This is a genomic window from Delftia sp. RIT313, from assembly GCF_000632165.1.
Taxonomy (GTDB): Bacteria; Pseudomonadota; Gammaproteobacteria; order Burkholderiales; family Burkholderiaceae_C; genus Comamonas; species Comamonas acidovorans.
The window spans coordinates 39,589-62,979 of sequence record NZ_JFYT01000045.1; the positions used below are offsets into that span (position 1 = coordinate 39,589).

The 23,391-nt window shown below is 67.2% G+C and carries 21 protein-coding genes; 14 read left to right on the forward strand and 7 right to left on the reverse strand.

The genetic code is table 11. The features are described from left to right. The first annotated feature begins 3 nt into the window (after positions 1-3). The 10 genes from murD (at position 4) to BW39_RS31685 (ending at position 11,419) form a co-directional block, all read left to right on the forward strand. On the forward strand, positions 4-1,983 hold the full coding sequence (gene murD, locus BW39_RS12420; protein WP_043822036.1) for a UDP-N-acetylmuramoyl-L-alanine--D-glutamate ligase: 1,980 nt from the start codon (positions 4-6) through the stop codon (positions 1,981-1,983). Next, positions 1,980-3,245 carry a putative lipid II flippase FtsW gene (gene ftsW, locus BW39_RS12425; RefSeq protein ID WP_013804108.1) on the forward strand — a complete coding sequence of 422 codons (1,266 nt, stop codon included), beginning with the start codon at positions 1,980-1,982 and terminating at the stop codon, positions 3,243-3,245. Before murD ends, ftsW begins: the two co-directional genes overlap by 4 nt. Further along, positions 3,242-4,336: an undecaprenyldiphospho-muramoylpentapeptide beta-N-acetylglucosaminyltransferase gene (gene murG / locus BW39_RS12430; protein ID WP_012203400.1), complete on the forward strand. Its 1,095-nt coding sequence runs from the start codon at positions 3,242-3,244 to the stop codon at positions 4,334-4,336. The genes ftsW and murG overlap by 4 nt, the downstream gene beginning before the upstream one ends. Next, positions 4,333-5,766 (forward strand): UDP-N-acetylmuramate--L-alanine ligase, encoded by a 1,434-nt coding sequence (gene murC, locus BW39_RS12435; protein ID WP_043822037.1) that lies wholly within the window; start codon positions 4,333-4,335, stop codon positions 5,764-5,766. Before murG ends, murC begins: the two co-directional genes overlap by 4 nt. After that, entirely contained in the window at positions 5,763-6,743 is a 981-nt protein-coding gene (locus tag BW39_RS12440) for a D-alanine--D-alanine ligase (RefSeq protein ID WP_043822039.1), read from the forward strand. Before murC ends, BW39_RS12440 begins: the two co-directional genes overlap by 4 nt. Next, a complete protein-coding gene (locus BW39_RS12445) occupies positions 6,740-7,540 on the forward strand; it encodes a cell division protein FtsQ/DivIB (RefSeq protein WP_013804104.1) in 801 nt (266 codons plus the stop codon). Before BW39_RS12440 ends, BW39_RS12445 begins: the two co-directional genes overlap by 4 nt. A gap of 84 nt (positions 7,541-7,624) precedes the next feature. After that, a complete protein-coding gene (gene ftsA / locus BW39_RS12450) occupies positions 7,625-8,854 on the forward strand; it encodes a cell division protein FtsA (protein WP_012203404.1) in 1,230 nt (409 codons plus the stop codon). A gap of 119 nt (positions 8,855-8,973) precedes the next feature. Beyond that, positions 8,974-10,212, forward strand: a complete 1,239-nt coding sequence (gene ftsZ / locus BW39_RS12455; RefSeq protein ID WP_012203405.1) for a cell division protein FtsZ — start codon at positions 8,974-8,976, stop codon at positions 10,210-10,212. Positions 10,213-10,305: 93 nt separating this feature from the next. Next, the gene (gene lpxC / locus BW39_RS12460; protein ID WP_012203406.1) at positions 10,306-11,229 is read left to right on the forward strand and encodes a UDP-3-O-acyl-N-acetylglucosamine deacetylase; all 924 of its coding nucleotides are present in this window, start codon (positions 10,306-10,308) and stop codon (positions 11,227-11,229) included. A 13-nt stretch (positions 11,230-11,242) separates the two neighbouring features. Further along, positions 11,243-11,419, forward strand: a complete 177-nt coding sequence (locus tag BW39_RS31685) for a hypothetical protein (RefSeq protein ID WP_012203407.1) — start codon at positions 11,243-11,245, stop codon at positions 11,417-11,419. 162 nt (positions 11,420-11,581) lie between these two features. On the opposite strand, the gene ruvC is transcribed toward BW39_RS31685, so the two are convergent. Genes ruvC through BW39_RS12490 form a run of 6 tightly spaced genes read right to left on the reverse strand, consistent with a single transcriptional unit; the run spans position 11,582 to position 17,386 of the window. Then, entirely contained in the window at positions 11,582-12,130 is a 549-nt protein-coding gene (gene ruvC / locus BW39_RS12465; RefSeq protein ID WP_012203410.1) for a crossover junction endodeoxyribonuclease RuvC, read from the reverse strand. Positions 12,131-12,147: 17 nt separating this feature from the next. Continuing rightward, on the reverse strand, positions 12,148-12,864 hold the full coding sequence (gene mtgA / locus BW39_RS12470; RefSeq protein WP_012203411.1) for a monofunctional biosynthetic peptidoglycan transglycosylase: 717 nt from the start codon (positions 12,862-12,864) through the stop codon (positions 12,148-12,150). A gap of 7 nt (positions 12,865-12,871) precedes the next feature. Then, positions 12,872-13,729 carry a shikimate dehydrogenase gene (aroE, locus tag BW39_RS12475; protein WP_043822041.1) on the reverse strand — a complete coding sequence of 286 codons (858 nt, stop codon included), beginning with the start codon at positions 13,727-13,729 and terminating at the stop codon, positions 12,872-12,874. Positions 13,730-13,767: 38 nt separating this feature from the next. After that, positions 13,768-14,631, reverse strand: a complete 864-nt coding sequence (locus BW39_RS12480) for an energy transducer TonB (protein ID WP_012203413.1) — start codon at positions 14,629-14,631, stop codon at positions 13,768-13,770. A gap of 36 nt (positions 14,632-14,667) precedes the next feature. After that, on the reverse strand, positions 14,668-16,746 hold the full coding sequence (locus BW39_RS12485; RefSeq protein ID WP_012203414.1) for a ribonuclease catalytic domain-containing protein: 2,079 nt from the start codon (positions 16,744-16,746) through the stop codon (positions 14,668-14,670). Between the two features lie 55 nt (positions 16,747-16,801). Further along, positions 16,802-17,386 (reverse strand): YqiA/YcfP family alpha/beta fold hydrolase, encoded by a 585-nt coding sequence (locus BW39_RS12490; RefSeq protein WP_012203415.1) that lies wholly within the window; start codon positions 17,384-17,386, stop codon positions 16,802-16,804. Between the two features lie 212 nt (positions 17,387-17,598). Here BW39_RS12490 and rodA point away from each other — a divergent pair, with 212 nt between their 5' ends. From rodA to BW39_RS12510, 4 genes are all read left to right on the forward strand, one after another. Beyond that, a complete protein-coding gene (gene rodA / locus BW39_RS12495; RefSeq protein ID WP_013804102.1) occupies positions 17,599-18,768 on the forward strand; it encodes a rod shape-determining protein RodA in 1,170 nt (389 codons plus the stop codon). A gap of 352 nt (positions 18,769-19,120) precedes the next feature. Continuing rightward, positions 19,121-20,581 carry a metalloprotease TldD gene (gene tldD, locus BW39_RS12500; RefSeq protein WP_012203417.1) on the forward strand — a complete coding sequence of 487 codons (1,461 nt, stop codon included), beginning with the start codon at positions 19,121-19,123 and terminating at the stop codon, positions 20,579-20,581. 93 nt (positions 20,582-20,674) lie between these two features. After that, the gene (locus BW39_RS12505) at positions 20,675-21,295 is read left to right on the forward strand and encodes a hypothetical protein (RefSeq protein ID WP_013804100.1); all 621 of its coding nucleotides are present in this window, start codon (positions 20,675-20,677) and stop codon (positions 21,293-21,295) included. A gap of 440 nt (positions 21,296-21,735) precedes the next feature. Continuing rightward, the gene (locus tag BW39_RS12510; protein WP_012203418.1) at positions 21,736-22,893 is read left to right on the forward strand and encodes a 3-deoxy-7-phosphoheptulonate synthase; all 1,158 of its coding nucleotides are present in this window, start codon (positions 21,736-21,738) and stop codon (positions 22,891-22,893) included. A gap of 58 nt (positions 22,894-22,951) precedes the next feature. On the opposite strand, the gene BW39_RS12515 is transcribed toward BW39_RS12510, so the two are convergent. Next, on the reverse strand, positions 22,952-23,320 hold the full coding sequence (locus tag BW39_RS12515) for a YqcC family protein (protein ID WP_034390510.1): 369 nt from the start codon (positions 23,318-23,320) through the stop codon (positions 22,952-22,954). Positions 23,321-23,391 lie beyond the last annotated feature (71 nt).

Below are 23,391 nucleotides of genomic sequence, written 5' to 3' on the forward strand. Positions count from 1 at the left end.
AGCATGAACACCGAAGACTTCAAGACCGACCTCCACGCACTGCCGGCCACCGAGCCCGCCGTGCCGGCGTCCCCTGCCGAGCTTGTCGAGCTGGCGGACCCGGCCGGAATGCCGGGCCTCCCTCCCGAGGGGCAGGTGGTTGCGGACCCGGTCCTGGACGATTCACCGGCTCCCGCGCCAGCCGGCGACGGCGAGGCGGAGCTTCCGGTCGCCGAGGTGACGCAGGCGGCGCAGGTGCCGCAGGTGCCGCAGGTGCCGCAGGTGCCTGTGGCCCTGACCGAGCCCGTGCCCGACATCGCCACGCTGACGGCGGCCAAGGATGCTGCCGCCTTCGTGGCCCAGATCTTTGCGGACCCCAGCATCTCCGACTCGTCCGATGCCGAGGTCACGCCCCTTGCTGCCGAAGAGGCGGTTGAATCCGAGCAGGTGCTGCCGCCCGTGGCTGCCGGCTGGCCTGGCGAGCAGGTCCAGCACCTGCAGGGCCAGCGCGTGCTCGTGCTGGGTCTGGGCGCCTCGGGCCTGGCCATGGCACGCTGGTGCGTGCGCTGCGGCGCCGAGGTCATCGTGGCCGATACGCGCCAGGCACCGCCCCAGCTGCAGCAGCTGTCCACCGAATTGCCCCAGGTGCGCTTCGTGCCCGGCGAGTTCACGGCGCAGCTGGTGGACGGCCAGAGCCTGGGCCTGGTCTACCGCTCGCCCGGCCTGAGCCCGGCCGCCGTGGCGCCCGTGGTCGATACCGCGCGCGCCCAGGGCCTGCCCGTGGGCGGCGAACTCGATCTCTTCGCCATGGCGCTCAAGGCCCTGGCCGCGGCCCATGGCTACCGTCCCACGGTGCTGGGCATCACCGGGACCAATGGCAAGACCACGGTCACCTCGCTGACCGGCCAACTGCTGGAGCATGCGGGCCTGCGCGTGGCCGTGGCCGGCAATATCGGCCCCACGCTGCTGGACACGCTGACCCAGGCCATCGATGCCGAAACGCTGCCCCAGGCCTGGGTGCTGGAGCTGTCCAGCTTCCAGCTCGATGGCGTGCAGATGTTCGAGCCCACGGCCGCCGCCGTGCTCAACATCACCCAGGACCATCTGGACTGGCACGGCAGCCTGCGCGCCTATGCCGATGCCAAGGCCTGCATCTTCGGCAGCAGCGGCACCATGGTGCTCAACCGCGAAGATCCCGAGGTCATGCGCATGCTGCCGGCGCCCGTGGTACCGCCGGGCAAGCGCCAAAAGCCCCAGCAGCGCGCCCACATCACCTTCGGCGGCGACATGCCGCGCCGCCCCGGCGACTTCGGCCTGGAAGTGGTCAGCGGCATGACGTGGCTGGTGCGCGCCCATGAGGCCGACGAAACCGCCAAGGGCAAGAACGCCGAAGACCTGTACATCCAGCGCCTCATGCCTGCCGACGCACTGCGCATCCGCGGCCGGCACAACGCCATCAACGCCCTGTCCGCCCTGGCCCTGGCCAGCGCGGGTGGCTGCACGCTGGCGCCGCTGCTCTATGGACTGCGTGAGTACCGGGGCGAGCCGCACCGCGTCCAGCCCATTGGCCGCGTCAACGGCGTGGAGTACTACGACGACAGCAAGGGCACGAACGTGGGCGCCACCGTGGCCGCGCTGTCCGGCCTGGGACCTGACCACCGCATCGTGGTCATCCTGGGTGGCGACGGCAAGGGCCAGGATTTCTCTCCGCTGGTCGCGCCCGTGTCGCGCCATGTGCGCACGGCCGTGCTGATCGGCCGCGACGCCGGCCGCATCCGCGCCGCCCTGCAGGACTGCGGCGTGCCCCTGGTCGATGCCACCACCATGGCCGACGCCGTGGAGCTGGCCGCCTCGCGCGCCCATGAGGGCGATGCCGTGCTGCTGTCGCCCGCCTGTGCCAGCCTGGACATGTTCCGCAACTACGAGGACCGGGCCCACCAGTTCGTCGATGCCGTGCGCGCGCTGGCGCTGGATGCCGGGCATGAACTCGGAGGTGCTGCATGACCGCCGTATCGCAGGCCCTGGGCCGCATGCGCTCCTGGTTCGGAGGTGCGCAGGAGAAGGCCATCGACGTGCTGCCCGTGCGCCTGGGCGGTCCCCAGTACCACCGGCCCACGCAGACGCCGGCCAGCGTGCTCGGCCTGGACCAGGCCCTGATCTGGGTGGTCATAGGCCTGCTGGCCTGGAGCCTGATCATGGTGTATTCGGCGTCGATCGCCATGCCGGACAACCCGCGCTTCGGCAAGATCGCGCCCACCCATTTCCTGATGCGCCATGCCATGTCCATCGGCATGGCCTTCGTCGGCGCGCTGCTGGCCTTCCAGGTGTCCATGGCCACCTGGGAGCGCATGGCGCGCAAGCTCTTCCTGGTGTCCCTGGTCCTGCTGGTGGCCGTGCTGATCCCGCACGTGGGCACCGTGGTCAACGGCGCGCGGCGCTGGCTGTCGCTGGGCATCATGAATTTCCAGCCGTCCGAACTGGCCAAGTTCGCCGTGCTCATCTATGCGGCCGACTACATGGTGCGCAAGATGGAGGTCAAGGAGCGCTTCTTCCGCGCCGTGCTGCCCATGGGGCTGGCCGTGGTGCTGGTCGGCGTGCTGCTGCTGGCCGAGCCCGACATGGGCGCCTTCATGGTGATCGTGGTGATCGCCATGGGCATCCTGTTCCTGGGCGGTGTCAACGCGCGCATGTTCTTCCTGATCGCGGCCCTGGTGGTGCTGGCCTTCGTGCTGATCATCGCCACCTCCGAATGGCGGCGCGAGCGCATCTTTGCCTACCTCAATCCCTGGGATGAAAAGCACGCCCTGGGCAAGGGCTACCAGCTGTCGCATGCGCTGATCGCCATCGGTCGCGGCGAGATCTTCGGCGTGGGCCTGGGCCGCAGCGTCGAGAAGCTGCACTGGCTGCCCGAGGCGCACACCGACTTCCTGCTGGCTGTGATCGGCGAGGAATTCGGCCTGGTCGGCGTGCTCTTGATCGCCGTCACCTTCCTGTGGCTCACGCGCCGCATCATGCTCATAGGGCGGCAGGCCATTGCGCTGGACCGGGTGTTCTCCGGCCTGGTGGCCGAGGGCATTGCGATCTGGATGGGTTTCCAGGCCTTCATCAACATGGGCGTGAACCTGGGCGCGCTGCCGACCAAGGGGCTGACGCTGCCCCTGATGAGTTTCGGGGGCTCGGCCATTCTGATGAATCTGATAGCGATAGCGGTGGTGTTAAGGGTGGACTACGAGAACAAGTTGCTGATGAAGGGAGGGCATGCATGACACAGCAGCCCATCTCCCAAGGCACGCAACGCCAGCGCACGGCCCTGATCATGGCCGGCGGCACGGGCGGACATATCTTCCCGGGCCTGGCCGTGGCCCAGGCCCTGCGCGAGCGCGGCTGGAACGTGCGCTGGCTGGGCGCGCCCGGCTCCATGGAGTCGCGCATCGTGCCCGCCCAGGGTTTCCCGCTGGAGACCATCGAGTTCTCGGGCGTGCGCGGCAAGGGCATCATGACCCTGGCCTTTTTGCCCATGCGCCTGCTGCGTGCCTTCTGGCAGGCGCTGGCCGTGGTGCGCCGCGTCAAGCCCGACGTGGTGGTCGGTCTGGGTGGCTACATCAGCTTCCCCGGTGGAATGATGGCCGTGCTGGCCGGCAAGCCCCTGGTGCTGCATGAGCAGAACTCCGTGGCCGGCATGGCCAACAAGGTGCTGGCCAGCGTCTCCCACCGCATCTTCACCGCCTTCCCCAACGTATTCCCCAAGGGCCGCTGGGTCGGCAACCCCTTGCGCCAGGCCTTCACCGAGCAGCCCGCGCCCGAGCAGCGCTTTGCGGGCCGCAGCGGTCCGCTGCGCCTGCTGGTGGTGGGCGGAAGCCTGGGCGCCAAGGCGCTCAACGAGATCGTGCCCCAGGCGCTGGCCCTGATTCCTGCCGATGTGCGGCCCGTCGTGCTGCACCAAAGCGGCGCCGCGCAGATCGATGCCCTGCGTGCCAACTATGCCGCCGCAGGCGTCGCGGCCGAGCTCACGCCCTTCATCGACGACACGGCGCGCGCCTTTGCCGAGGCCGATGTCATCGTCTGCCGCGCCGGTGCCAGCACGGTCACCGAGATCGCGGCCGTGGGCGCCGCAGCCATCTATGTGCCCTTCCCGTCCGCCGTGGACGACCACCAGACCACGAACGCGCGTTTCCTGGTCGATGCCGGTGGTGGATGGTTGATGCAACAAAGCGCACTGACTGCCCAAAGCCTGGCCGAAATGCTACAAAATATGCAGCGTGCGACGCTGCTGGAGCGCGCTGGAAAAGCCAAGAAAATGCAAAAGACCGATGCCACCGCCGAGGTGGTCGCCGCCTGTGAGGAACTGGCCGCATGAAGCACGCCATTCATCACATCCATTTCGTCGGCATCGGCGGCGCCGGAATGAGCGGCATCGCCGAGGTGCTGCACAACCTGGGTTACGCCATCTCGGGCTCGGACCTGTCCGACAGTGCCACGCTGCGCCGGCTCGCCGGCCTGGGCATCGCCACCCACGTCGGCCATGCGGCCGCGCACATCGAAGGGGCTGACGCCGTCGTCACCTCCACCGCCGTGCAGTCCGACAATCCCGAGGTGCTGGCCGCGCGCGAGCGCAAGATTCCCGTCGTGCCGCGTGCGCTCATGCTGGCCGAGCTCATGCGCTTCAAGCAGGGCATCGCCATCGCGGGTGCCCACGGCAAGACCACGACCACCAGCCTGGTGACCAGCGTGCTGGCCGAGGCCGGGCTGGACCCGACCTTCGTCATCGGCGGCAAGCTCAACAGCGCGGGCGCCAACGCCAAGCTGGGCCAGGGCGACTACATCGTGGTCGAGGCCGACGAGTCCGATGCCTCCTTCCTGAACCTGCTGCCCGTGATGGCCGTCGTCACCAACATCGACGCCGACCACATGGAAACCTACGGCCATGACTTCGGCCGGCTCAAGGGCGCCTTCGTCGATTTCCTGCACCGCATGCCGTTCTACGGCCGCGCCATCGTCTGCGTGGACAGCCCGGCCGTGCGCGAGATCCTGCCCCAGGTAGCCCGCCCCGTGACCACCTACGGCTTTGCCGAGAACGCCCAGGTGCGCGCCCTCAACGTGCGCGCCGAAGCTGGCAGCATGCATTTCACGGTGCGCCGCAGCAACGGCCAGAGCTATCCCGACCTGGACGTGGTGCTGAGCCTGCCGGGCGAGCACAACGTGCTCAACGCCCTGTCGGCCGTGGCCGTGGCCATGGAGCTGGAGATCTCCGACGACGCGCTGCTGCGTGCCTTCGAAAGCTTCAAGGGCGTGGGCCGGCGCTTCCAGCGTTATGGCGAACTGGCGACTGCCGACGGCGGCAGCTTCACCGTCATTGACGACTATGGCCACCACCCCGTCGAGATGGCGGCCACGCTGGCCGCTGCGCGCGGCGCCTTCCCGGGCCGTCGCCTGGTGCTGGCATTCCAGCCGCACCGCTACAGCCGCACGCGCGACTGCTTCGAGGATTTCGTCAAGGTCATCGGCCTGGCCGATGCCGTGCTGCTGACCGAGGTCTATGCGGCCGGCGAGGCGCCCGTGGTGGCGGCCGACGGCCGCTCGCTGACTCGCGCCCTGCGCGTGGCCGGCCGTGTCGAGCCGGTGTTTGTGGAAAACGTTGCCGAGCTGCCGGCGGCCATTGCCGTCAATGCCCGCGATGGCGACGTGTTGTTGTGCATGGGGGCAGGCTCGATTGGCGCCGTGCCCGGAAAGTTGGTTGAAATGCTTCAGAAACAAGAGCTGCAGGCGCAGCAGGGAGCTGTGCAATGAGCAGCTTCGGCACCCAGATCGATGTCAAGGCCCTGGGCAAGGTGGCCGTGCTGTTGGGCGGCCGCTCGGCCGAGCGCGAGGTCTCGCTGATGTCGGGCACGGGCGTGCTCAAGGCCCTGCTGTCACATGGCGTGGACGCCCATGCCTTCGACCCCGCCGAGCGTGACCTGGGCGAGTTGAAGAAGGAAGGGTTCGACCGCTGCTTCATCGCGCTGCACGGCCGCTACGGCGAAGACGGCACGGTGCAGGGTGCGCTGGAGCTGCTGGGCATCCCGTACACGGGCCCCGGCGTGATGGCCTCGAGCATCGCCATGGACAAGATCATGACCAAGCGCATCTGGCGCTTCGAGGGCCTGCCCACGCCGGACTGGCGCCTGGTCGCCAGCGCAGGCGAGACGCGCGCCGCGCTGCAGGCGCTGGGCGCGCCCATGATCGTCAAGCCCTCGCGCGAGGGCTCGACCATCGGCCTGACCAAGGTCTGGACGGCCGAGGAATGCGAGCAGGCCTATGTGCTGGCCTCCCGCTACGACCCCGAAGTGCTCTGCGAAGAGTTCATCGAAGGCGACGAGACCACCTGCCCCGTGCTCGGCACCGGCGAGGGCGCCCATGCGCTGCCCGTGATCCGCATCGTCGCCCCCGAAGGCAACTACGACTACCAGAACAAGTACTTCACCGACGACACCAAGTACCACTGCCCCAGCGGACTGCCTGCCGAGGAAGAGGCCGAGATCCGCCGCATCGTCGTGCGGGCCTTCCGCACGCTGGGCTGCCGCGGCTGGTCGCGCGCCGACATCATGATCCGCGCCAGCGATCGCAAGCCCTTCCTGCTGGAGATCAACACCTCGCCGGGCATGACGGGCCACTCGCTGGTGCCCATGTCGGCCCGCGCCATCGGTGTCAGCTACGAGAACCTCTGCCTGGGCATCCTGGCCAGCGCCGCGCTGGACGCCGCGCAACCGGAGCAGGAGCACGCATGAGCTACTCCCTGCCGGCCCCCTTCGACGTCAAGCTCATGAACGTGACCGCCACGGTCCTGTTCGTGGGCGTGGCTGCGCTGGGGCTGGCAGCGGTGAGCTGGTGGGCGCTGCGCCACCCGGCCTTCAACATCGGCCGCATCGTGGTCGAGGGCGAGCTGGTGCACAACAACACGGTGACGCTGCGCGCCAACGTGGCGCCCGTGCTCACGGGCAACTTCTTCACCGTGGACCTCAAGGGCGCCAAGGCGGCATTCGAGCAGGTTCCCTGGGTGCGCGAGGCGCAGGTGCGCCGCGACTATCCCAACAGCCTGCGCGTCATCCTGCACGAGCATGTGGCCGAGGCCTTCTGGGGCCCCGATTCGGGCACCGGCCTGATCAACAGCTTTGGCGAGGTCTTCGAGGCCAACCTGGGCGAGCTCGACCGCGACGGCCTGCCGCGCCTGCAGGGCCCCGAGGACAGCGCCCCGCAGATGCTGCAGATGTACCGGCTGCTGGTGCCGGCGCTGGGGCCGCTGGATGTGGAGATCGACGGGCTCACGCTCAATGCGCGCGGAAGCTGGCAGCTCAGGCTGGCCAATGATGCACAGATCGAACTGGGTGGCGGCAGCGTGGAAGCCGTGCTGCAGCGCGTGCAGCGCTTCGTGCGCACGCTGCCCCAGATCACGACCCAATACAAGCGCAAGGCCGACGCCATCGAGTCGGCCGACCTGCGCTACGAAGACGGATATGCGCTGAGGCTGCGCGGTGTGACCACCGGCACGGCCAAGGCGCCGGCTGCAGTGCGTCCCCGACGCTGAAGACGAGGGAGGAAAGACCTATGTACACGCACACCATGCAGCGACACAGCGACAGGACAGAACCAACCGGGGGCGGATGCTGATATGGCAAGAGAATACAAAGATGTGATCGTCGGACTGGACATCGGCACGGCCAAGGTCATGGTCGTGGTCGCCGAGGTCCTGTACAACGGCGAACTCAAGCTCGCCGGCCTCGGCGTGGCCCCGAGCAACGGACTCAAGCGGGGCGTGGTGGTGAACATCGACGCCACCGTGCAGAGCATCCAGCAGGCCTTGAAAGAGGCCGAGCTGATGGCCGACTGCAAGATCCAGCGCGTGTGCACCGGCATCACCGGCAGCCACATCCGCGGCCTGAACTCCAGCGGCATGGTGGCCATCAAGGACAAGGAAGTCACGGCCACCGACGTGGCGCGGGTGATGGAGACGGCCAAGGCCATCAACATCTCCTCGGACCAGCGGCTGCTGCTGGTCGAGCCGCAGGAATTCGTGATCGACGGCCAGGAAGTGCGCGAGCCCATCGGCATGAGCGGCATCCGCCTGGAGGCCAAGATCCACATCGTCACGGGCGCGCAGAGCGCGGCCGAGAACATCATCAAGTGCGTGCGCCGCTGCGGCCTGGAGGTCGAGCAACTGCTGCTCAACCCGCTGGCATCGAGCCAGGCCGTGCTCACCGACGACGAGCGCGAGCTGGGCGTGGCCGTGGTCGATATCGGCGCGGGCGCCACCGACGTGGCCATCTTCACGGGCGGCGCCATCCGGCACACGGCCGTCATCCCGATCGCGGGCGACCTGATCACCAGCGACATCGCCATGGCGCTGCGCACGCCGACCAAGGACGCCGAGGACATCAAGGTCGAAAGCGGCTATGCCAAGCAGCTGCTGGCCGACCCCGATGCCCAGGTCGAAGTGCCGGGCCTGGGCGACCGCAGCCCGCGCATGATCAGCAAGCAGGCGCTGGCCGGCGTGATCGAGCCGCGCGTGGAAGAGATCTTTTCTTTGGTGCAGCAGGTGGTGCGCGATTCCGGCTACGAGGAAGTTCTGTCCTCGGGCATCGTGCTGACCGGCGGCAGCGCCGTCATGCCGGGCATGGTGGAACTGGGCGAGGACATCTTCCTCAAGCCCGTGCGCCGCGGCATCCCCAAGTATTCGAGCGCTCTGGCAGACATGGTGGCCCAACCCCGCGCCGCCACCGTGATGGGATTGCTCGAAGAGGCCCGCCTGGCTCGCCTGCGCGGTTTCAAGGTGGCACAAAAGAGTGGGTCGATGAAGACCGCTTTTGGCCGTTTCAAAGACTTCATCGTGGGGAACTTTTGATATGTGCTTTCATCGACTGCGCATTACCGGCCCGCCCACCGGCTTCCGAATACCGGACAGAAGACAGAATTTTCCCCAGACGGTGGTGACCACTTACAGAGAGCTACAGGAGAACCAACATGCCCATCGACATGATTGAAGTTGAAGAATTCAACCAGGGTACGCAGATCAAGGTGATCGGCGTTGGCGGCGGCGGCGGCAACGCCGTCGAGCACATGATTGCGCGCAACGTGCAGGGTGTGGAATTCGTCTGCGCCAACACCGACGCGCAGGCGCTGCTGCGCAGCAGCGCCCACCGCACCATCCAGCTCGGCGGCAGCGGCCTGGGCGCGGGCAGCAAGCCCGACAAGGGCCGCGAGGCTGCCGAAATGGCCGAGGACGACATTCGCACCGCCATCGAAGGCGCGCACATGCTGTTCATCACGGCCGGCATGGGCGGCGGCACGGGCACGGGCGCTGCGCCCGTGATCGCGCGTGTGGCCAAGGAAATGGGCATTCTCACCGTGGGCGTGGTCACCAAGCCCTTCGAGTGGGAAGGCGGCCGACGCATGGCCAACGCCGACAGCGGCTTGAACGAGCTCGAAGCCAATGTCGATTCGCTGATCGTCGTGCTCAACGAGAAGCTGCTGGACGTGCTGGGTGACGACATCTCGCAGGACGAAGCCTTCGCCCATGCCAACGACGTTCTCAAGAACGCCGTGGGCGGCATTGCCGAAATCATCAACGAGTACGGCCATGTGAACGTCGACTTCGAAGACGTGCGCACCGTCATGGGCGAGCCCGGCAAGGCCATGATGGGCACGGCCAAGGCCGCCGGCCCCGACCGCGCGCGCATCGCCGCCGAGCAGGCCGTGGCCTGCCCGCTGCTGGAAGGCATCGACCTGTCGGGCGCCAAGGGCGTGCTGGTGCTGGTCACGGCCGCCAAGGGCAGCCTCAAGCTGTCCGAGTCGCGCCTGGCCATGAGCACCATCAATGCCTATGCCTCGCCCGATGCGCACGTGATCTACGGCGCCGCCTACGACGACACCCTGGGCGACGAGATCCGCGTCACCGTGGTCGCCACCGGCCTGTCGCGCCCCAGCGCACGCCGCCAGAACATGCAGGTGGTGCAGGGCGGTCTGCGCACCGGTACCGACAACATGAGCTACCAGCTGCCCTCGGCCTCCATGGGTGCCGCCACGGCAGCCGGCGGCCTGGTGGGCGGTGCCGCTGGCGGCGCCGACTATGCCAACAACATGTCGGTCCCCAGCGTCTGGCGTACCAACCGCACGCAGGCCGCTGCCCGCGTCGATGCCCTGGCCTCCGGCGGCATGGACGATCTGGAAATCCCGGCCTTCCTGCGCAAGCAGGCTGACTGAGCAGCGGCCCATACGGTCGCTGCATAGCCGTGATAGCGAAAGCCGTGCCAGGGCCATGCCCTGCGCACGGCTGCCGCGTTCTAAAATAGCCGGATGCTCCAACAACGCACCATCAAGACGATCACCCGTGCCGTTGGCGTGGGCCTGCACAGCGGCCAGCGCGTCGAGTTGACGCTGCGACCCGCGCAGCCCGACACCGGCATCGTGTTCCGTCGCGTGGACCTGCCGGAGCCTGTGGACATCCCGATCTCGGCCGAAGCCGTCACCGACACGCGCATGGCCTCCACCATCGGCACCGGCGGCGCCAAGGTGCATACCGTGGAGCACCTGATGTCGGCCATTGCCGGTCTCGGGCTCGACAACATCTATATAGACATCACCGCCGAGGAAGTGCCCATCCTCGACGGCTCCTCCGCCTCCTTCGTGTTCCTGCTGCAAAGCGCGGGCATCGAGCTGCAGAAGGCTCCCAAGCGCTTCATCCGCGTCATCCGCCCCGTCGAGGTGCGCGAGGGCGAGGGCCAGAACCTCAAGTGGGCGCGCTTCGACCCCTACCACGGCTTCAAGCTGCGCTTCGAGATCGACTTCGCCCATCCGGCCGTGGACTCCACGGGCCAGTGCGTGGAGTTCGACATGGGCGAGGACAACTACACGCGCGACATCGCACGCGCGCGCACCTTCGGCTTCACCAAGGACGTGGAAATGCTGCGCAGCCATGGCCTGGCGCTGGGCGGCGGCATGGACAACGCCATCGTCATGGACGACTACAAGGTGCTCAACAGCGACGGCCTGCGCTACGACGACGAGTTCGCCAAGCACAAGATCCTCGACGCCATCGGCGACCTGTACCTGATCGGCAGGCCGCTGCTGGCCGCCTACAGCGCCTTCCGCTCGGGCCACGGCATGAACAACCAGTTGCTGCGTGCCCTGCTGGCCCAGCCCGACGCCTGGGAACTGGTCAGCTTCGACAGCGAGCGCCAGGCACCCAAGGGCTTCGCCCAGCCCGCGCGGGCCTGGTGAGGCGAGCGCCGCCATGCTGATCTTCCGCTGGCTGGCCACCCTGCTGCTGCTGGCCTCGGCCGTCTCCTTCGCGTTCTACCTGGGCACGGGCCGGCCGCACTACAAGCGCTGGGGCTTCATCATCCTCAAGTGGACCGTGATTGCCGGCGTGACCTTCTTCGCCGTGCTGTTCTTTGGACGCATCGTCTGAGGGCGGCTCTGACTCGCATCCCATCCAACGCAGTTGCGGTAGCGAGATCGAGACCATGGCGCTTGCGGGGGCGCGCTCAGGCGAGAGATAGCAAGCAAGGGCTGCCCCACAGCTAGGCTGTCGTCCCCCTCAGGGGGAAGACGCGCAGCGCCTCAGGGGGAGTCAATACACCCTGCCGCCCTTGTAGACGGCATGCTGGCGGCGCTGCAGCTGCGTGACCTCGGCCATCTTCGACATGGCGGCGCCCGCATGGGCGTGGGTGATGGCCAGGCCCAGGGCGTCGGCTGCGTCGGTGCCGGGCAGGCCGGGCAGTTGCAGCAGGCGGCGCACCATTTCCTGGATCTGGCTCTTGGCCGCGCGGCCGTGGCCGGTCATGGCCTTTTTCATCTGCAGTGCCGTGTATTCGGCGACCGGCAGGCCCGCATTGACCAGGGCCGTGAGCGCGGCGCCGCGCGCCTGGCCCAGCAGCAGCGTGGACTGGGGGTTGACGTTGACGAAGACGATTTCCACGGCCGAGGTGTCGGGCTGGTAGCGGCTGGCGACTTCCGAGATGCCGTCGAACAGCAGCTTGAGCCGGCCCGGCAGGTCGCCGAGCGCGATGCCGGTGGTGCGGATGGTGCCGCTGGCCACATAGGCCAGGCGGTGGCCGTCGACGTCGATCACGCCGAATCCCGTGGTCTGCAGCCCGGGGTCTATTCCAAGAATGCGCATGGCGTGACTGTAGCCGTTCAGGGGATGACGGCGCTGGGCATTCTTTGCATGACCGTGCGCGTGCGCTGCAGCAGATAGCCGGAGTTGGGCAGCTTCTCGAAGCGCTTGGGCTGGGGCAGCATCACGGCCAGGCGTGCGGCCTCGGCCGCGCTGAGTTGTGAGGCGCTCTTGCGGAAGTAGTGGCGGGCTGCAGCCTCCGCGCCAAACACGCCCTGGCCCCATTCCACGCTGTTGAGGTAGATCTCCAGGATGCGCTGCTTGCTCAGCATCAGTTCCAGCAGCTGGGTCAGCACCAGTTCCTGGCCCTTGCGCAGCAAGCTGCGTTCGCCCGACAGCAGCAGGTTCTTGGCCAGCTGCTGGGTGATGGTGGAGCCACCGTAGATCTTGGGCGCCTTGCCGTTGTCTGCCTTCTGGGCACGGGCTTCGGCGCGCTGGTTGCGCTGCCAGGCCTTCTCGATGGCCTCCCATTGCACCCCGTGGTGTTCGGTGAAGCTGTCATCTTCGGAGGCGATGACGGCGCGCTTGAGCGTGGGCGCGATGCGGTCGTAGGGCAGCCATTGCTGGCTCCAGTGCAGGCCTTCGGAGCTGCGCAGCATCTGCCAGGCCTCGGAGCGCTGAAAGGCCGTGGATTCGGGATCGACCACCACCATCAGCGCAATGCGCAGCACAAAGAACAGCTGCAGCAGCAGGCCGGCGCACAGCACCAGCAGCAGGGCGCGTGCCAGGGATTTCATAGAGCGCTCAGCCGCCTTGAGCAATATGGGCGCGCAGCTCGTTCAGCACCTGGGCCGAAGGCGGGCGCATGCCGCGCCACAGCGCGAACGATTCGGCCGCCTGCTCCACCAGCATGCCCAGCCCGTCGCGGGCCTGGGCGCCATGGTGCTCGGCCCATTGCATGAAGCCCTGGGCTGCGGCGCCGTACATCATGTCGTAGGCCAGGCTGCCAGGCCGCAGCACGCGGGCCGGCACGGGCACCTCGGCACCGGCCAGGCTGCTGGCGGTGGCGTTGATGACCACGTCGAAATCCTCATCCACCGCCTGCTGCTCCAGCGCCACCAGTTCCACGCCATGGTGCGCGGCGATGGCGGCATGGCGCTGCACCAGGGCCTGGGCGCGCTCGAAGGTGCGGTTGACCACGGCGATGCGGCGCGGGCGCTTGGCAAGCAGCGAGCCCAGTGCGCCGGCTGCGGCGCCACCCGCGCCCAGCAGCAGCAGGTCGCGCCCGGCCAGCGGCACGCCCGCATTGCGCACGATGTCGGCCACCAGGCCCAGGCCGTCGGTGTTGTCGGCATGGATGCCGTCCGCCGCCAGCACCAGGGTGTTGGCGGCGCCGGCCAGTTGCACGCGCTCGCTGGAGGTGGTGGCTAGCTGTGCGGCCTCCAGCTTGAAGGGCACGGTGACGTTGCAGCCGCGCCCGCCTGCCGCGACGAAGCCGCGCACGGCCTCGGCAAAGCCTTGCAGCTCCACATGCTGGCGCTCGTAGTGCAGGTCCTGCCCGCACAGTTCGGCAAAGCGGGCATGGATCCAGGGCGAGCGGCTGTGCGCGACGGGGTTGCCCATGACGCAGTAGCGGTCGGAGGAGTTGGCGGCGGAAGTCATGTCGGAAAAGGAGAGTGCGCGAAGACAAGAGGAGGGCGCTACTGCACCGTCGTCTGCAGCGTCTGCTCGCGGGTGAACTTGAAGCGCGAGACCACGGCGATCTGGTCGGCCTTGGCGCGCATGGCGGGGCCGAAATGGCCGAAGGGGCCGGCCGCACGTGCAATGGCCTCGGCCCGGGTGTCCAGCAGGCGGTTGCCCGAGCCCTGCACGATCTCGGTGGACAGCACCCGCCCGTCGTGGTTGACGGTGAGGATCATGACCAGCTCGCCGTAGAGCTTCTTGCCGGCCTGCTCGGGGAAGTTTTCCGTGCCCTTGTCCTCGACCTTGCGGCGCAGGCCGTCGTAGTAGATGGCGTAGACGGCCTCGCGAGTGGACGGGCTGATATAGCGCTTCTTGGGGCGGGCGTTTTCCTCGTTGATGCGCTTTTCGATCTCGGCCAGCAGCTTTACCAGCTGCTGGCGCTTTTCCTGCTGGGCCTGCTGCTCCTTGGTCTGCTTGGCCGCCTCGCGCGGGTCCAGCGGCGGCAGGGCCGCGACCTGCTTGCGCAACTGCGTCAGCAAGACGGTCTGCTGCTCCTGCATGGAGTCGATCTGGCGCTGGCGTTCCTCGAAGTCGTCGCCCACGGCCGTGAGTGCCGAGTAGGGCATGGGGCTGGAGGCCCGGCCCTTGTCGGCCTCGCCGCCGCCGGCCAGCGAGGTCTGCGCGATGGCCTGCGCCTTGTCGGGCTGCTCGTTGGCGCGGGCATTGACCAGGATGACTTCCAGCGGCGTGTCCTGGAACACGCGGTCGAAGCGCTCCGGGTCGATGAACCGGAACGAGAACAACCCGGCATGCAGGGCGATGGAAACGCCCAGTGCCAACTGCAGCGTGCTCAGGGAACGGAGGGCGGTAGGCAGTTTCACGTCAGATCTGGGGCAGTTGCTCGGATGTGAGGCAGGTCAGGGCTGGGCGGGGTCGGCCGCCGGTGTGCCATCGGTCTCGTTCATGTCCACGGCGATGGCGATGGGGCCGGCCACGGCTTCCTCGTCATCCTCGGCGCTGTCTTCGGCGCCATCGGCAGCGGCCGCCGCATCGCCATCCAGGCGCTCGATCAGCGTGCCCGAGACATCGAGCGCGATCTCGTCGATCTCGCCCAGGCGCACGCGCACATGGGCGCCGCGCGGCAGGCCGGTGACGCCCAGCACGGGGAAGACCAGGGGCAGGTCATCGGCGCGCACCAGCAGGCCGCCGCCCATGCCTTCCTTGATGACGGTGGCCGTCAGCTCGGTGATGGCGTGCTGCTGCAGGTACTTGAGCGTCCAGAACCGCTCCATGCCGGCCTGGTAGCCGTTGTAGGCGCTGTAGGCACCGTCGAAGCTGCTGATGATGCCGAACAGCTCGGCATCCTTGGGCTTGAACGGTGCGGCCAGGGCGGCGGTCTTGCCGTGGCGCGCGCAGGCAATGATCTGCCACTGGTTGACCAGGTCCACGTAGCGGCGCAGCGGCGAGGTGGCCCAGGCATAGCTCTTGACGCCGATGCCTGCATGGGGCTGCGCCTTGGTGGACATGCGCACCTTGATGCCGGGCGCCAGGCTGGCCTGGCTGCGGTAGATGCCGGGCACGCCGAGCTCGGCCATCCAGCCGCCCCAGGTGCTGTTGGCCACGATGGCGGCCTCGGCCACGATCAGGTCCAGCGGCGCGCCGCGCTTGCGCACGCTGATTTCCACCTGCTCGTTGCCGCGGGGCTCGGCGCCGCCGTTGCCCACGAGGCGGAAGTTGTAGTCGGGGCGGTTGAAGTTCTCGGGCTTGCCGCGCACCAGTTCGCGCCCGGCCTTCAGATGCTTGGCCCAGCGCTGCAGGAACGTCAGTTCGGCGCGCTTGCCTTGCAGCACTTCGGGCGTGCCCTCGACCTCGAAGGAGGGGTCGGCCAGCCACTGCTCGGTGACGATGTGGTCCAGCTTGTCATGGCGGAAGTTGACCTGCACGGGCACGCGCTCCAGGCGCGTCTCGCTGGCCGTGGTCTCCAGCGTGGCCTCGTCCACGGTGACGTACAGCGACACGGCGGGGTTGGCGCGGCCTTCGTCCAGCGTGTAGATCTGCACCACCTCGTCGGGCAGCATGGTGATCTTGTAGCCGGGCATGTAGACGGTGGACAGGCGCGAGCGGCCGAGCTGGTCCAGCGGCGTGCCCGGCACGATGGCCAGACCGGGCGCGGCAATGTGGATACCCACGGTGACCGTGCCCGTGCCCAGGCCGCGCACCGACAGCGCATCGTCGATTTCGGTGGTGGCCGAGTCATCGATGGAAAACGCCTGGACCTCGGCCAGCGGCAGGTCGGCCGGTGGCTGGGGTGCCTGCAGGGCCGGGAACTGCGTGCCCTTGGGGAAGTGGTCGAACAGGAAGCGCTTCCAGTGGAACTCGTAGGCCGATTCAATGGCGCCGGCCCTGTGCAGCAGGTCCAGCGGGGCCAGGCGCGTGGCGCGGCTGGCCTCGACCACGGCCTTGTATTCGGCGGCGTTCTTGTCGGGGCGGAACAGGATCTTGTAGAGCTGCTCGCGGATGGGGCCGGGGCATTCGCCGGCGCCCAGTTGCTCGGCCCAGGCCGTGATCTGGGCCTGGATCTGCTTTTTCTTTTCTATGCCGGCCAGCGCCTGCTGCAGGATCTCGGCCGGCGCCTTCTTGAAGCGGCCCTTGCCGGAACGGCGGAAGTAGTGCGGGGCGTCGTAGAGGCGGAACAGCGCGCCGGCCTGCTCGGCCAGCGTGGCCTTGTCCGAGAAATAGTCGCGTGCAAGGTCGGCAAAGCCGAATTCCTCCTCGGGGGCGAATTCCCAGGCCAGGTCCAGATCGATCTGGGCGGCCTGCGCCTGCGCCTGGGCGATCAGTTCGGCAGGCGCCGGCTTGTCGAACTTGAGCAGGATGTTGGCCGACTTGACCTTGACCCGTTTGCCCGAGTCCAGCTCCACCTGGGCGGAGGTGTCGGCTTCGGAGAGGATGCGGCCGGCCAGGAACTTGCCGGATTCTTCAAACAATGCGTGCATAGCCCGACATTCTCCCATGCTGCGGCTGGCAGCTGCCGCGCAGTCTTGCGCGGCATCAGGCCAGATTCAGGAACTCGTCCAGCTGAGGCAAGTACTCCTCGAAGTTGCTCAGCGCGTGATCGCCGCCCTCCTGGATGATCTGCAGCGCATGCGGATAACGTGCGCTCATCTCGCGCCAGTCCAGCACCTCGTCGCCCTCGGCCGCCAGCAGCATTTCGGGGGCGGCCGGTGTCATGTGGCGCGTGTCCAGCGCGCGCAGCTCCTCGATGTATTCGCGGCGGAAGAAGAAACGCTCCTCCGGGTTGTGCCAGGAAGTCTGCTCGCCGATGTACTTTTCAAGATCGCGCGCCGGGTTGACGGCCGGGTTGATCATCACGCTGCGGCAGCGCGCCAGCTGGGCCACCCAGCTGGCGTAGTAGCCGCCCAGCGAGGAGCCGATCACGGCCATGGTCTCGCGCGGCCAGCTGCCGATGCCATCGGCAATCAGGGCAGCCGCCTCGCGCGGGGAAGGGGGCAGTTGCGGGCTCCACCAGCGCACATGGGGATGGCGCGTGGCCACATGCTCGGCCAGGCGCCGGGCCTTGTTGGATTGGGGAGAGGAGCGAAAGCCGTGCAGGTACAGCAAATGGGTGGTGGTCATGGCGGGCGCTCTCCTTTGCGTTGCTGGGGCCGGGCGCGGGATGCGGCCCGGACGGCTCATGGCCCATTGTGGCCGCTGCGGCAGGCGGCGCCCAGCAGGGAAGGCCCGGGCCGACAGCTGGATGACAACCGCCTCCGTGGGCAACCCTGCGCCGGGCTGGGCCGCATGCGCCACGGGATAATGGCGGCCCGTGCCCGCGACCGACCATCCCCGTGACCGAATTCGACAAGCCCTCCCTCTGGCAACGTGTTGCCCCGCTGCTGCGGGGCTTTGACTTCTGGTTGCTGCTGTTCGTGGGCATGCTGGCGTCGGCGGGGCTGATCGCCATGTACTCCTCGGGCTTCGACCACGGCACGCGCTTCACCGACCATGGGCGCAACATGCTGATCGCGGCGGCCATCCTCTTTGTGGTGGCCCAGATTCCCCCGCAGCAGCTCATGAAGGTGGCCGTGCCGCTGTACATGCTGGGCGTGGCGTTGCTGGTGGCGGTGGCGCTGTTCGGCATCACCAAGAAGGGGGCGCAGCGCTGGGTCAACGTGGGCGTGGTGATCCAGCCCAGCGAACTGCTGAAGATCGCCACGCCGCTGATGCTGGCCTGGTGGTTTCAGCGCCGCGAGGGCCAGCTGCGCGGCACGGACTTCGTGATCGCCATGGTCCTGCTCCTGGTGCCCGTGGGGCTGATCATGAAGCAGCCTGACCTGGGCACCTCGCTGCTGGTGATGGCCGCAGGCCTGTCCGTGATCTTTTTCGCGGGCCTGCCCTGGAAACTCATCGTGCCGCCCGTGCTGGCCGGCGCCATCGGCATCACGCTCATCGTGCTGTACGAGCCCCAGCTGTGCGCCGACGGCGTGCGCTGGCCTGTGCTGCATGAATACCAGCAAACCCGTGTCTGCACCCTGCTGGACCCCACGCGCGATCCGCTGGGCAAGGGATTCCACATCATCCAGGGGATGATCGCCATCGGTTCGGGCGGCGTCTGGGGCAAGGGCTTCATGGCGGGCACACAGACCCACCTGGAGTTCATCCCCGAGCGCACGACCGACTTCATCTTCGCGGCCTATTCCGAGGAGTTCGGACTGGTTGGCAACCTGTTCATCATCGTCTCCTTCCTGCTGCTGGTCTGGCGCGGGCTGGCCATCGCCATCCAGGCCAACTCGCTGTTCGCGCGACTCATGGCGGCAGCCGTGGCCATGATCTTCTTCACCTATGCCTTCGTGAACATGGGCATGGTCAGCGGCATCCTGCCCGTGGTCGGCGTGCCGCTGCCCTTCATCAGCTATGGCGGCACGGCCATGGTCACGCTGGGGCTGGCTCTGGGCGTGCTGATGTCGGTGGCGCGCTCGCAGCGGCAGCTGCCGGGCGAGGGCGGCGGGCCGCTCTGAATCGCACTTTGCGGCGCCAAAGGCGCCCGCAAATGTCAAAGAGTCTGGATGCCTGCGGTATCGGGCGTCGCATTCCTTCCTGCGATTTGGCTTGGAAAATGAGACTCCAAAAGCGCTAGTTGCTCCTTTTTCGATAGCTTCTACGGGAGTCTGCTCACTTGCCAGCGCCGCCAGGGCAGGCTACAAAGCAAGTGCGGACATGGGCCAGCATGTTCGCCATCCACGCGGATGCATGCCTACGGAATGCCGCTCAGCCTGGTGGAGCGGCATTCCGTTCTTTTTTGTGGGCTGGCAAGCCGCTGGCCGCAGCCGTTGCACGGCGAGGGCATGGCCGGCTCTCTACAATGCGTGAATGATCTCCCGCGAACCCACCATTGAACGCCTGGCCACAGCGCGCCAGTTGCTGCTTGAGCCCTTCGGGCTCGATGAAACCCATCTCGCGCGCGCACTGGCCGAGATCCGCAGCCACCAGGTCGACGACGCCGACCTCTACTTCCAGTACACCCGCGCCGAAGGCTGGAGCCTGGAAGAGGGCATCGTCAAGACCGGCAGCTTCAGCATCGACCAGGGCGTGGGCGTGCGTGCGGTCAGTGGCGAGAAGACGGCATTTGCCTATTCCGACGATATTTCCGAAGCCTCGCTGCTGGATGCCGCGCGCACCGTGCGCTCCATCTCGGGCGCGGCCCAGAGCAAGCGCGTGCGCGCCAATGCTCCCAAGATTGCGCAAAGCCGCTCGCTGTATCCCGGCCTGGACCCCATCGCCACGCTGGACAGCACGGCCAAGGTCGAGCTGCTGGGCAAGGTCGAGAAACTGGCCCGCGCCAAGGACCCGCGCGTCGTCCAGGTCATGGCCGGCCTGGCCAGCGAGTACGACGTGGTGCTGGTGGCCCGTGCCGATGGCACGCTGGCGGCCGACGTGCGGCCGCTGGTGCGCCTGTCGGTTACCGTGATCGCTGAGCAAAAGGGCCGGCGTGAGGTGGGCTCTGCCGGCGGCGGTGGCCGTTTCGGCCTGGCCTATTTCAGCGACGAGCAGATCACCCAGTACGTGGACGAGGCCGTGAGCGCGGCCCTCACCAACCTGGAATCCCGTCCCGCGCCGGCTGGCGAGATGACCGTGGTGCTTGGCCCAGGCTGGCCCGGCGTGCTGCTGCACGAAGCCGTGGGCCACGGTCTGGAAGGCGACTTCAACCGCAAGGGCGCCAGCGCCTTCAGCGGCCGCATCGGCCAGCGCGTGGCTGCCAAGGGCGTCACCGTGCTGGATGACGGCACGCTGGCCGATCGCCGCGGCTCGCTCAACGTCGATGACGAAGGCTGCACCAGCCAGAGCAATGTGCTGATCGAGGACGGCATCCTCAAGGGCTACATCCAGGACGCGATGAATGCCCGCCTGATGGGCGTCAAGCCCACGGGCAACGGCCGCCGCGAAAGCTATGCCCACATTCCCATGCCGCGCATGACCAACACCTACATGCTCGGTGGCGACCGGGAGCCGCAGGAAATCGTGGCCTCGATCAAGAAGGGCCTGTACGCCACCAACTTCGGCGGCGGCCAGGTCGATATCACCAGCGGCAAGTTCGTGTTCTCCGCCAGCGAGGCCTATTGGGTCGAGAACGGCAAGATCCAGTACCCCGTCAAGGGCGCGACCATCGTGGGCAGCGGCCCGGAATCGCTCAAGCACATCACCATGATCGGCAACGACATGCGTCTGGACAGCGGCGTGGGCACCTGCGGCAAGGAAGGCCAGAGCGTGCCCGTGGGCGTGGGCCAGCCCACGCTGCGCATCGACGGCCTGACGGTGGGCGGCACGGCCTGACGGTCCCATGCCCGCGCCCTGCACGGCAGGCCGGGCCCTGTCCTGCCTGGCGCGGCCCGCCGCGTTCGGTGGGCGCCGCCCGGCGCCGATTCCATGACCCAGCTTTCCTTTTCCTCCCGGCCAGGCCCGCGGACCTCCGTCCATCCCCTGCGCAGCCTGCCGAAGCAATGGCGTGCCTGGGCCGGCGAGTCGCGGCTGAGCCGCTTCTGGCAGCATGAGCTGATCGTGGGCGACCTGCAGCCCATGCACCAGCAACTGGCCTTGCTGGCCGTCGCGCTGGACGAGTCCGTGCGCGTGCGCTATGCGGGCAGCCCGCGCCCCGCGGTGGAAGACGCCATACAGCAGCTTGACCTGGCGGTGCTGGACCACCAGCACTTTCTCACCACGCTGGCCACGGGCTGGCATGCCCTCTACGAATTTCCTGCCTACCAGCGTCTGCTCAAAGGCTTCAGGGAGGCCGTCCACGCCTGGCAGCAGTCCGTGCTGGTGGGCGATGCCCAGGAGCCCGAGCACTTCCGCCGCTGCGAGCGCCTGGGCTGGCGTCTGCTGGGCGATGCATGCCTGCTGACGGACATGTTTGCCGAATCCGCTGCCGTGGCCGGCGAAGCCGATGTGACTTCCATTCTGTCTGGTTACAAGGCGCGCCGATGGCAACCCTTGAGCGCTGTGCGCCGGGCCCTGCGCAGGCTGCGTGACGCGTTGCTGCGGCGTTGATCGGGCCCTCGCGTGACGCGCAGATGCATCATTTCCCGGGGTTTGCACGTTTTCATGGCTGATGGCAATAAAACTGCATGGCATCGTGATTTTCTACATATGCATGAAGAATTTTTGCGTGAAACTGAGAAAAAAGCAGTTTTATTGCGTCAATGATTTTTTGCTTTCTCTCTGTGGCACGGTGAACGGCAGCTTCCCCGCCTTCATGTCCATGTTGCACTGCGAAAAATGACTGTGCTACATTCGATCCCCATGCAAGCCCGTGCCTCCTTCTACTTTTACTTTTGGTTCTCCTCCCCGGCGGAAGAGAGGTAAGCGCGCGCACCCGAACAAACCTCCCTCAAAACCGCCGAAGCTGTAAAGCCCGGCGGTTTTTTGTTTTTCCCTCCCGATTCTTCGCTCCGTTTTCCACGATCCATCTTTCCTCACGAAAGCAAGCAATGACTGCTCATCAAGCTTCCCTCGCCGATTCCTGGTATCGCGGCGGTTCCCAAAAGACTGGCCAAACCGACGACGCACGTATCAAGGACATCACCGTGTTGCCCCCTCCCGAGCACCTCATTCGCTTCTTCCCCATCCGCGGTACGGCCGTCGAAACCCTGATCGGCGACACCCGCCGCACCATCCACAACATCATGGCTGGCGAGGATGACCGCCTGCTGGTCATCGTCGGCCCCTGCTCCATCCACGATCCGGCGGCCGCCATCGAGTACGCACGCCGCCTGGCGCCCATACGCGAGCAGTACAAGGACACGCTGGAGATCGTGATGCGCGTGTACTTCGAAAAGCCGCGCACCACCGTGGGCTGGAAGGGTTTGATCAACGATCCCTACCTGGACCAGAGCTACCGCATCGACGAAGGCCTGCGCATTGCGCGGCAACTGCTGATCGACATCAACCGCCTGGGCGTGCCGGCCGCCAGCGAGTTCCTGGACGTGATCTCGCCCCAGTACATTGCCGATCTGATCAGCTGGGGCGCCATCGGTGCGCGCACCACGGAAAGCCAGGTCCACCGTGAACTGGCCTCGGGCATCTCGGCGCCCATCGGCTTCAAGAACGGCACGGACGGCAACATCCGCATCGCCACCGACGCCATCCAGTCGGCCAGCCGCGGCCACCACTTCCTGTCCGTGCACAAGAATGGCCAGGTTGCCATCGTGAACACGGCGGGCAACCAGGATTGCCACGTCATCCTGCGCGGCGGCAAGACCCCCAACTACGACGCGGCCAACGTGGCCGCAGCCTGCGAGGATCTGGAAAAGGCCGGCCTGCCTCCCACGCTGATGGTGGACTGCAGCCACGCCAACAGCTCCAAGCAGCATGAGCGCCAAAAGGATGTGGCACGCGACATCGCCGGACAGATCAGCGGCGGCTCGCGCAGCGTCTTCGGCGTGATGATCGAAGGCCATCTCGTGGGCGGTGCCCAGAAGTTCACGCCCGGCAAGGATGAGGTGGCTGCGCTGACCTACGGCCAGAGCATCACCGATGCCTGCCTGGGCTGGGATGATTCCCTGGCAACGCTGGCCGAGCTGTCCGACGCCGTGCAGCAGCGCCGCGTCAAGCATCCCGAGCCGGCTGCGGCCCTGGTTGCCGCCTGAGCCGGAAAAGAAAACGGGGCATGCATGCCCCGTTTTTTCCATGTCCCGGTTTTCTTGTTCAGTGTGGCGGCGTGGCGTCCGGCGGGGTCAGTCCGCCCTGGTTCAGCGTGTCGTCAATGCCCAGCAGCAGGACCAGCAACTGGCGCTTGTCGAATGCCACGGGCTGGCTCCATTCATGCTCGGCCAGTGGATGCACGTGGCTTTGGCAGGGCAATTGGCCGCGGGCATCGACCACGGCACGCAGCCGGGGCAGGAAAACCCACTGCAGCCATTCCTGCAGCTTGAGCGTGTCGTACATGAACGGCATGGTCGATGCCATGGCCTCAGGGCTGGGCGCCACGGCCGACCAGAGGCTCTGGCTGCGCAACTCGTCTTCGAGTTGCTGCAACTGGTCGAGCAGTTTCTGGTGCGTGGTGTCGGTTGTCATGCGGTGAGGTCCATGAAAAAACGGGGGCCAAATCTGTCGGCCATTGTACGTTTGCACCTTTGGGCAGGCGC

Bases quoted from the DNA above. Each gene is read 5' to 3' on its own strand.
- murD (WP_043822036.1), top strand. From the start codon at position 4: ATGAACACCGAAGACTTCAAGACCGACCTCCACGCACTGCCGGCCACC.
- ftsW (WP_013804108.1), top strand. From the start codon at position 1,980: ATGACCGCCGTATCGCAGGCCCTGGGCCGCATGCGCTCCTGGTTCGGA.
- murG (WP_012203400.1), top strand. From the start codon at position 3,242: ATGACACAGCAGCCCATCTCCCAAGGCACGCAACGCCAGCGCACGGCC.
- murC (WP_043822037.1), top strand. From the start codon at position 4,333: ATGAAGCACGCCATTCATCACATCCATTTCGTCGGCATCGGCGGCGCC.
- BW39_RS12440 (WP_043822039.1), top strand. From the start codon at position 5,763: ATGAGCAGCTTCGGCACCCAGATCGATGTCAAGGCCCTGGGCAAGGTG.
- BW39_RS12445 (WP_013804104.1), top strand. From the start codon at position 6,740: ATGAGCTACTCCCTGCCGGCCCCCTTCGACGTCAAGCTCATGAACGTG.
- ftsA (WP_012203404.1), top strand. From the start codon at position 7,625: ATGGCAAGAGAATACAAAGATGTGATCGTCGGACTGGACATCGGCACG.
- ftsZ (WP_012203405.1), top strand. From the start codon at position 8,974: ATGCCCATCGACATGATTGAAGTTGAAGAATTCAACCAGGGTACGCAG.
- lpxC (WP_012203406.1), top strand. From the start codon at position 10,306: ATGCTCCAACAACGCACCATCAAGACGATCACCCGTGCCGTTGGCGTG.
- BW39_RS31685 (WP_012203407.1), top strand. From the start codon at position 11,243: ATGCTGATCTTCCGCTGGCTGGCCACCCTGCTGCTGCTGGCCTCGGCC.
- ruvC (WP_012203410.1), bottom strand. From the start codon at position 12,130: ATGCGCATTCTTGGAATAGACCCCGGGCTGCAGACCACGGGATTCGGC.
- mtgA (WP_012203411.1), bottom strand. From the start codon at position 12,864: ATGAAATCCCTGGCACGCGCCCTGCTGCTGGTGCTGTGCGCCGGCCTG.
- aroE (WP_043822041.1), bottom strand. From the start codon at position 13,729: ATGACTTCCGCCGCCAACTCCTCCGACCGCTACTGCGTCATGGGCAAC.
- BW39_RS12485 (WP_012203414.1), bottom strand. From the start codon at position 16,746: ATGCACGCATTGTTTGAAGAATCCGGCAAGTTCCTGGCCGGCCGCATC.
- BW39_RS12490 (WP_012203415.1), bottom strand. From the start codon at position 17,386: ATGACCACCACCCATTTGCTGTACCTGCACGGCTTTCGCTCCTCTCCC.
- tldD (WP_012203417.1), top strand. From the start codon at position 19,121: ATGATCTCCCGCGAACCCACCATTGAACGCCTGGCCACAGCGCGCCAG.
- BW39_RS12505 (WP_013804100.1), top strand. From the start codon at position 20,675: ATGACCCAGCTTTCCTTTTCCTCCCGGCCAGGCCCGCGGACCTCCGTC.
- BW39_RS12510 (WP_012203418.1), top strand. From the start codon at position 21,736: ATGACTGCTCATCAAGCTTCCCTCGCCGATTCCTGGTATCGCGGCGGT.
- BW39_RS12515 (WP_034390510.1), bottom strand. From the start codon at position 23,320: ATGACAACCGACACCACGCACCAGAAACTGCTCGACCAGTTGCAGCAA.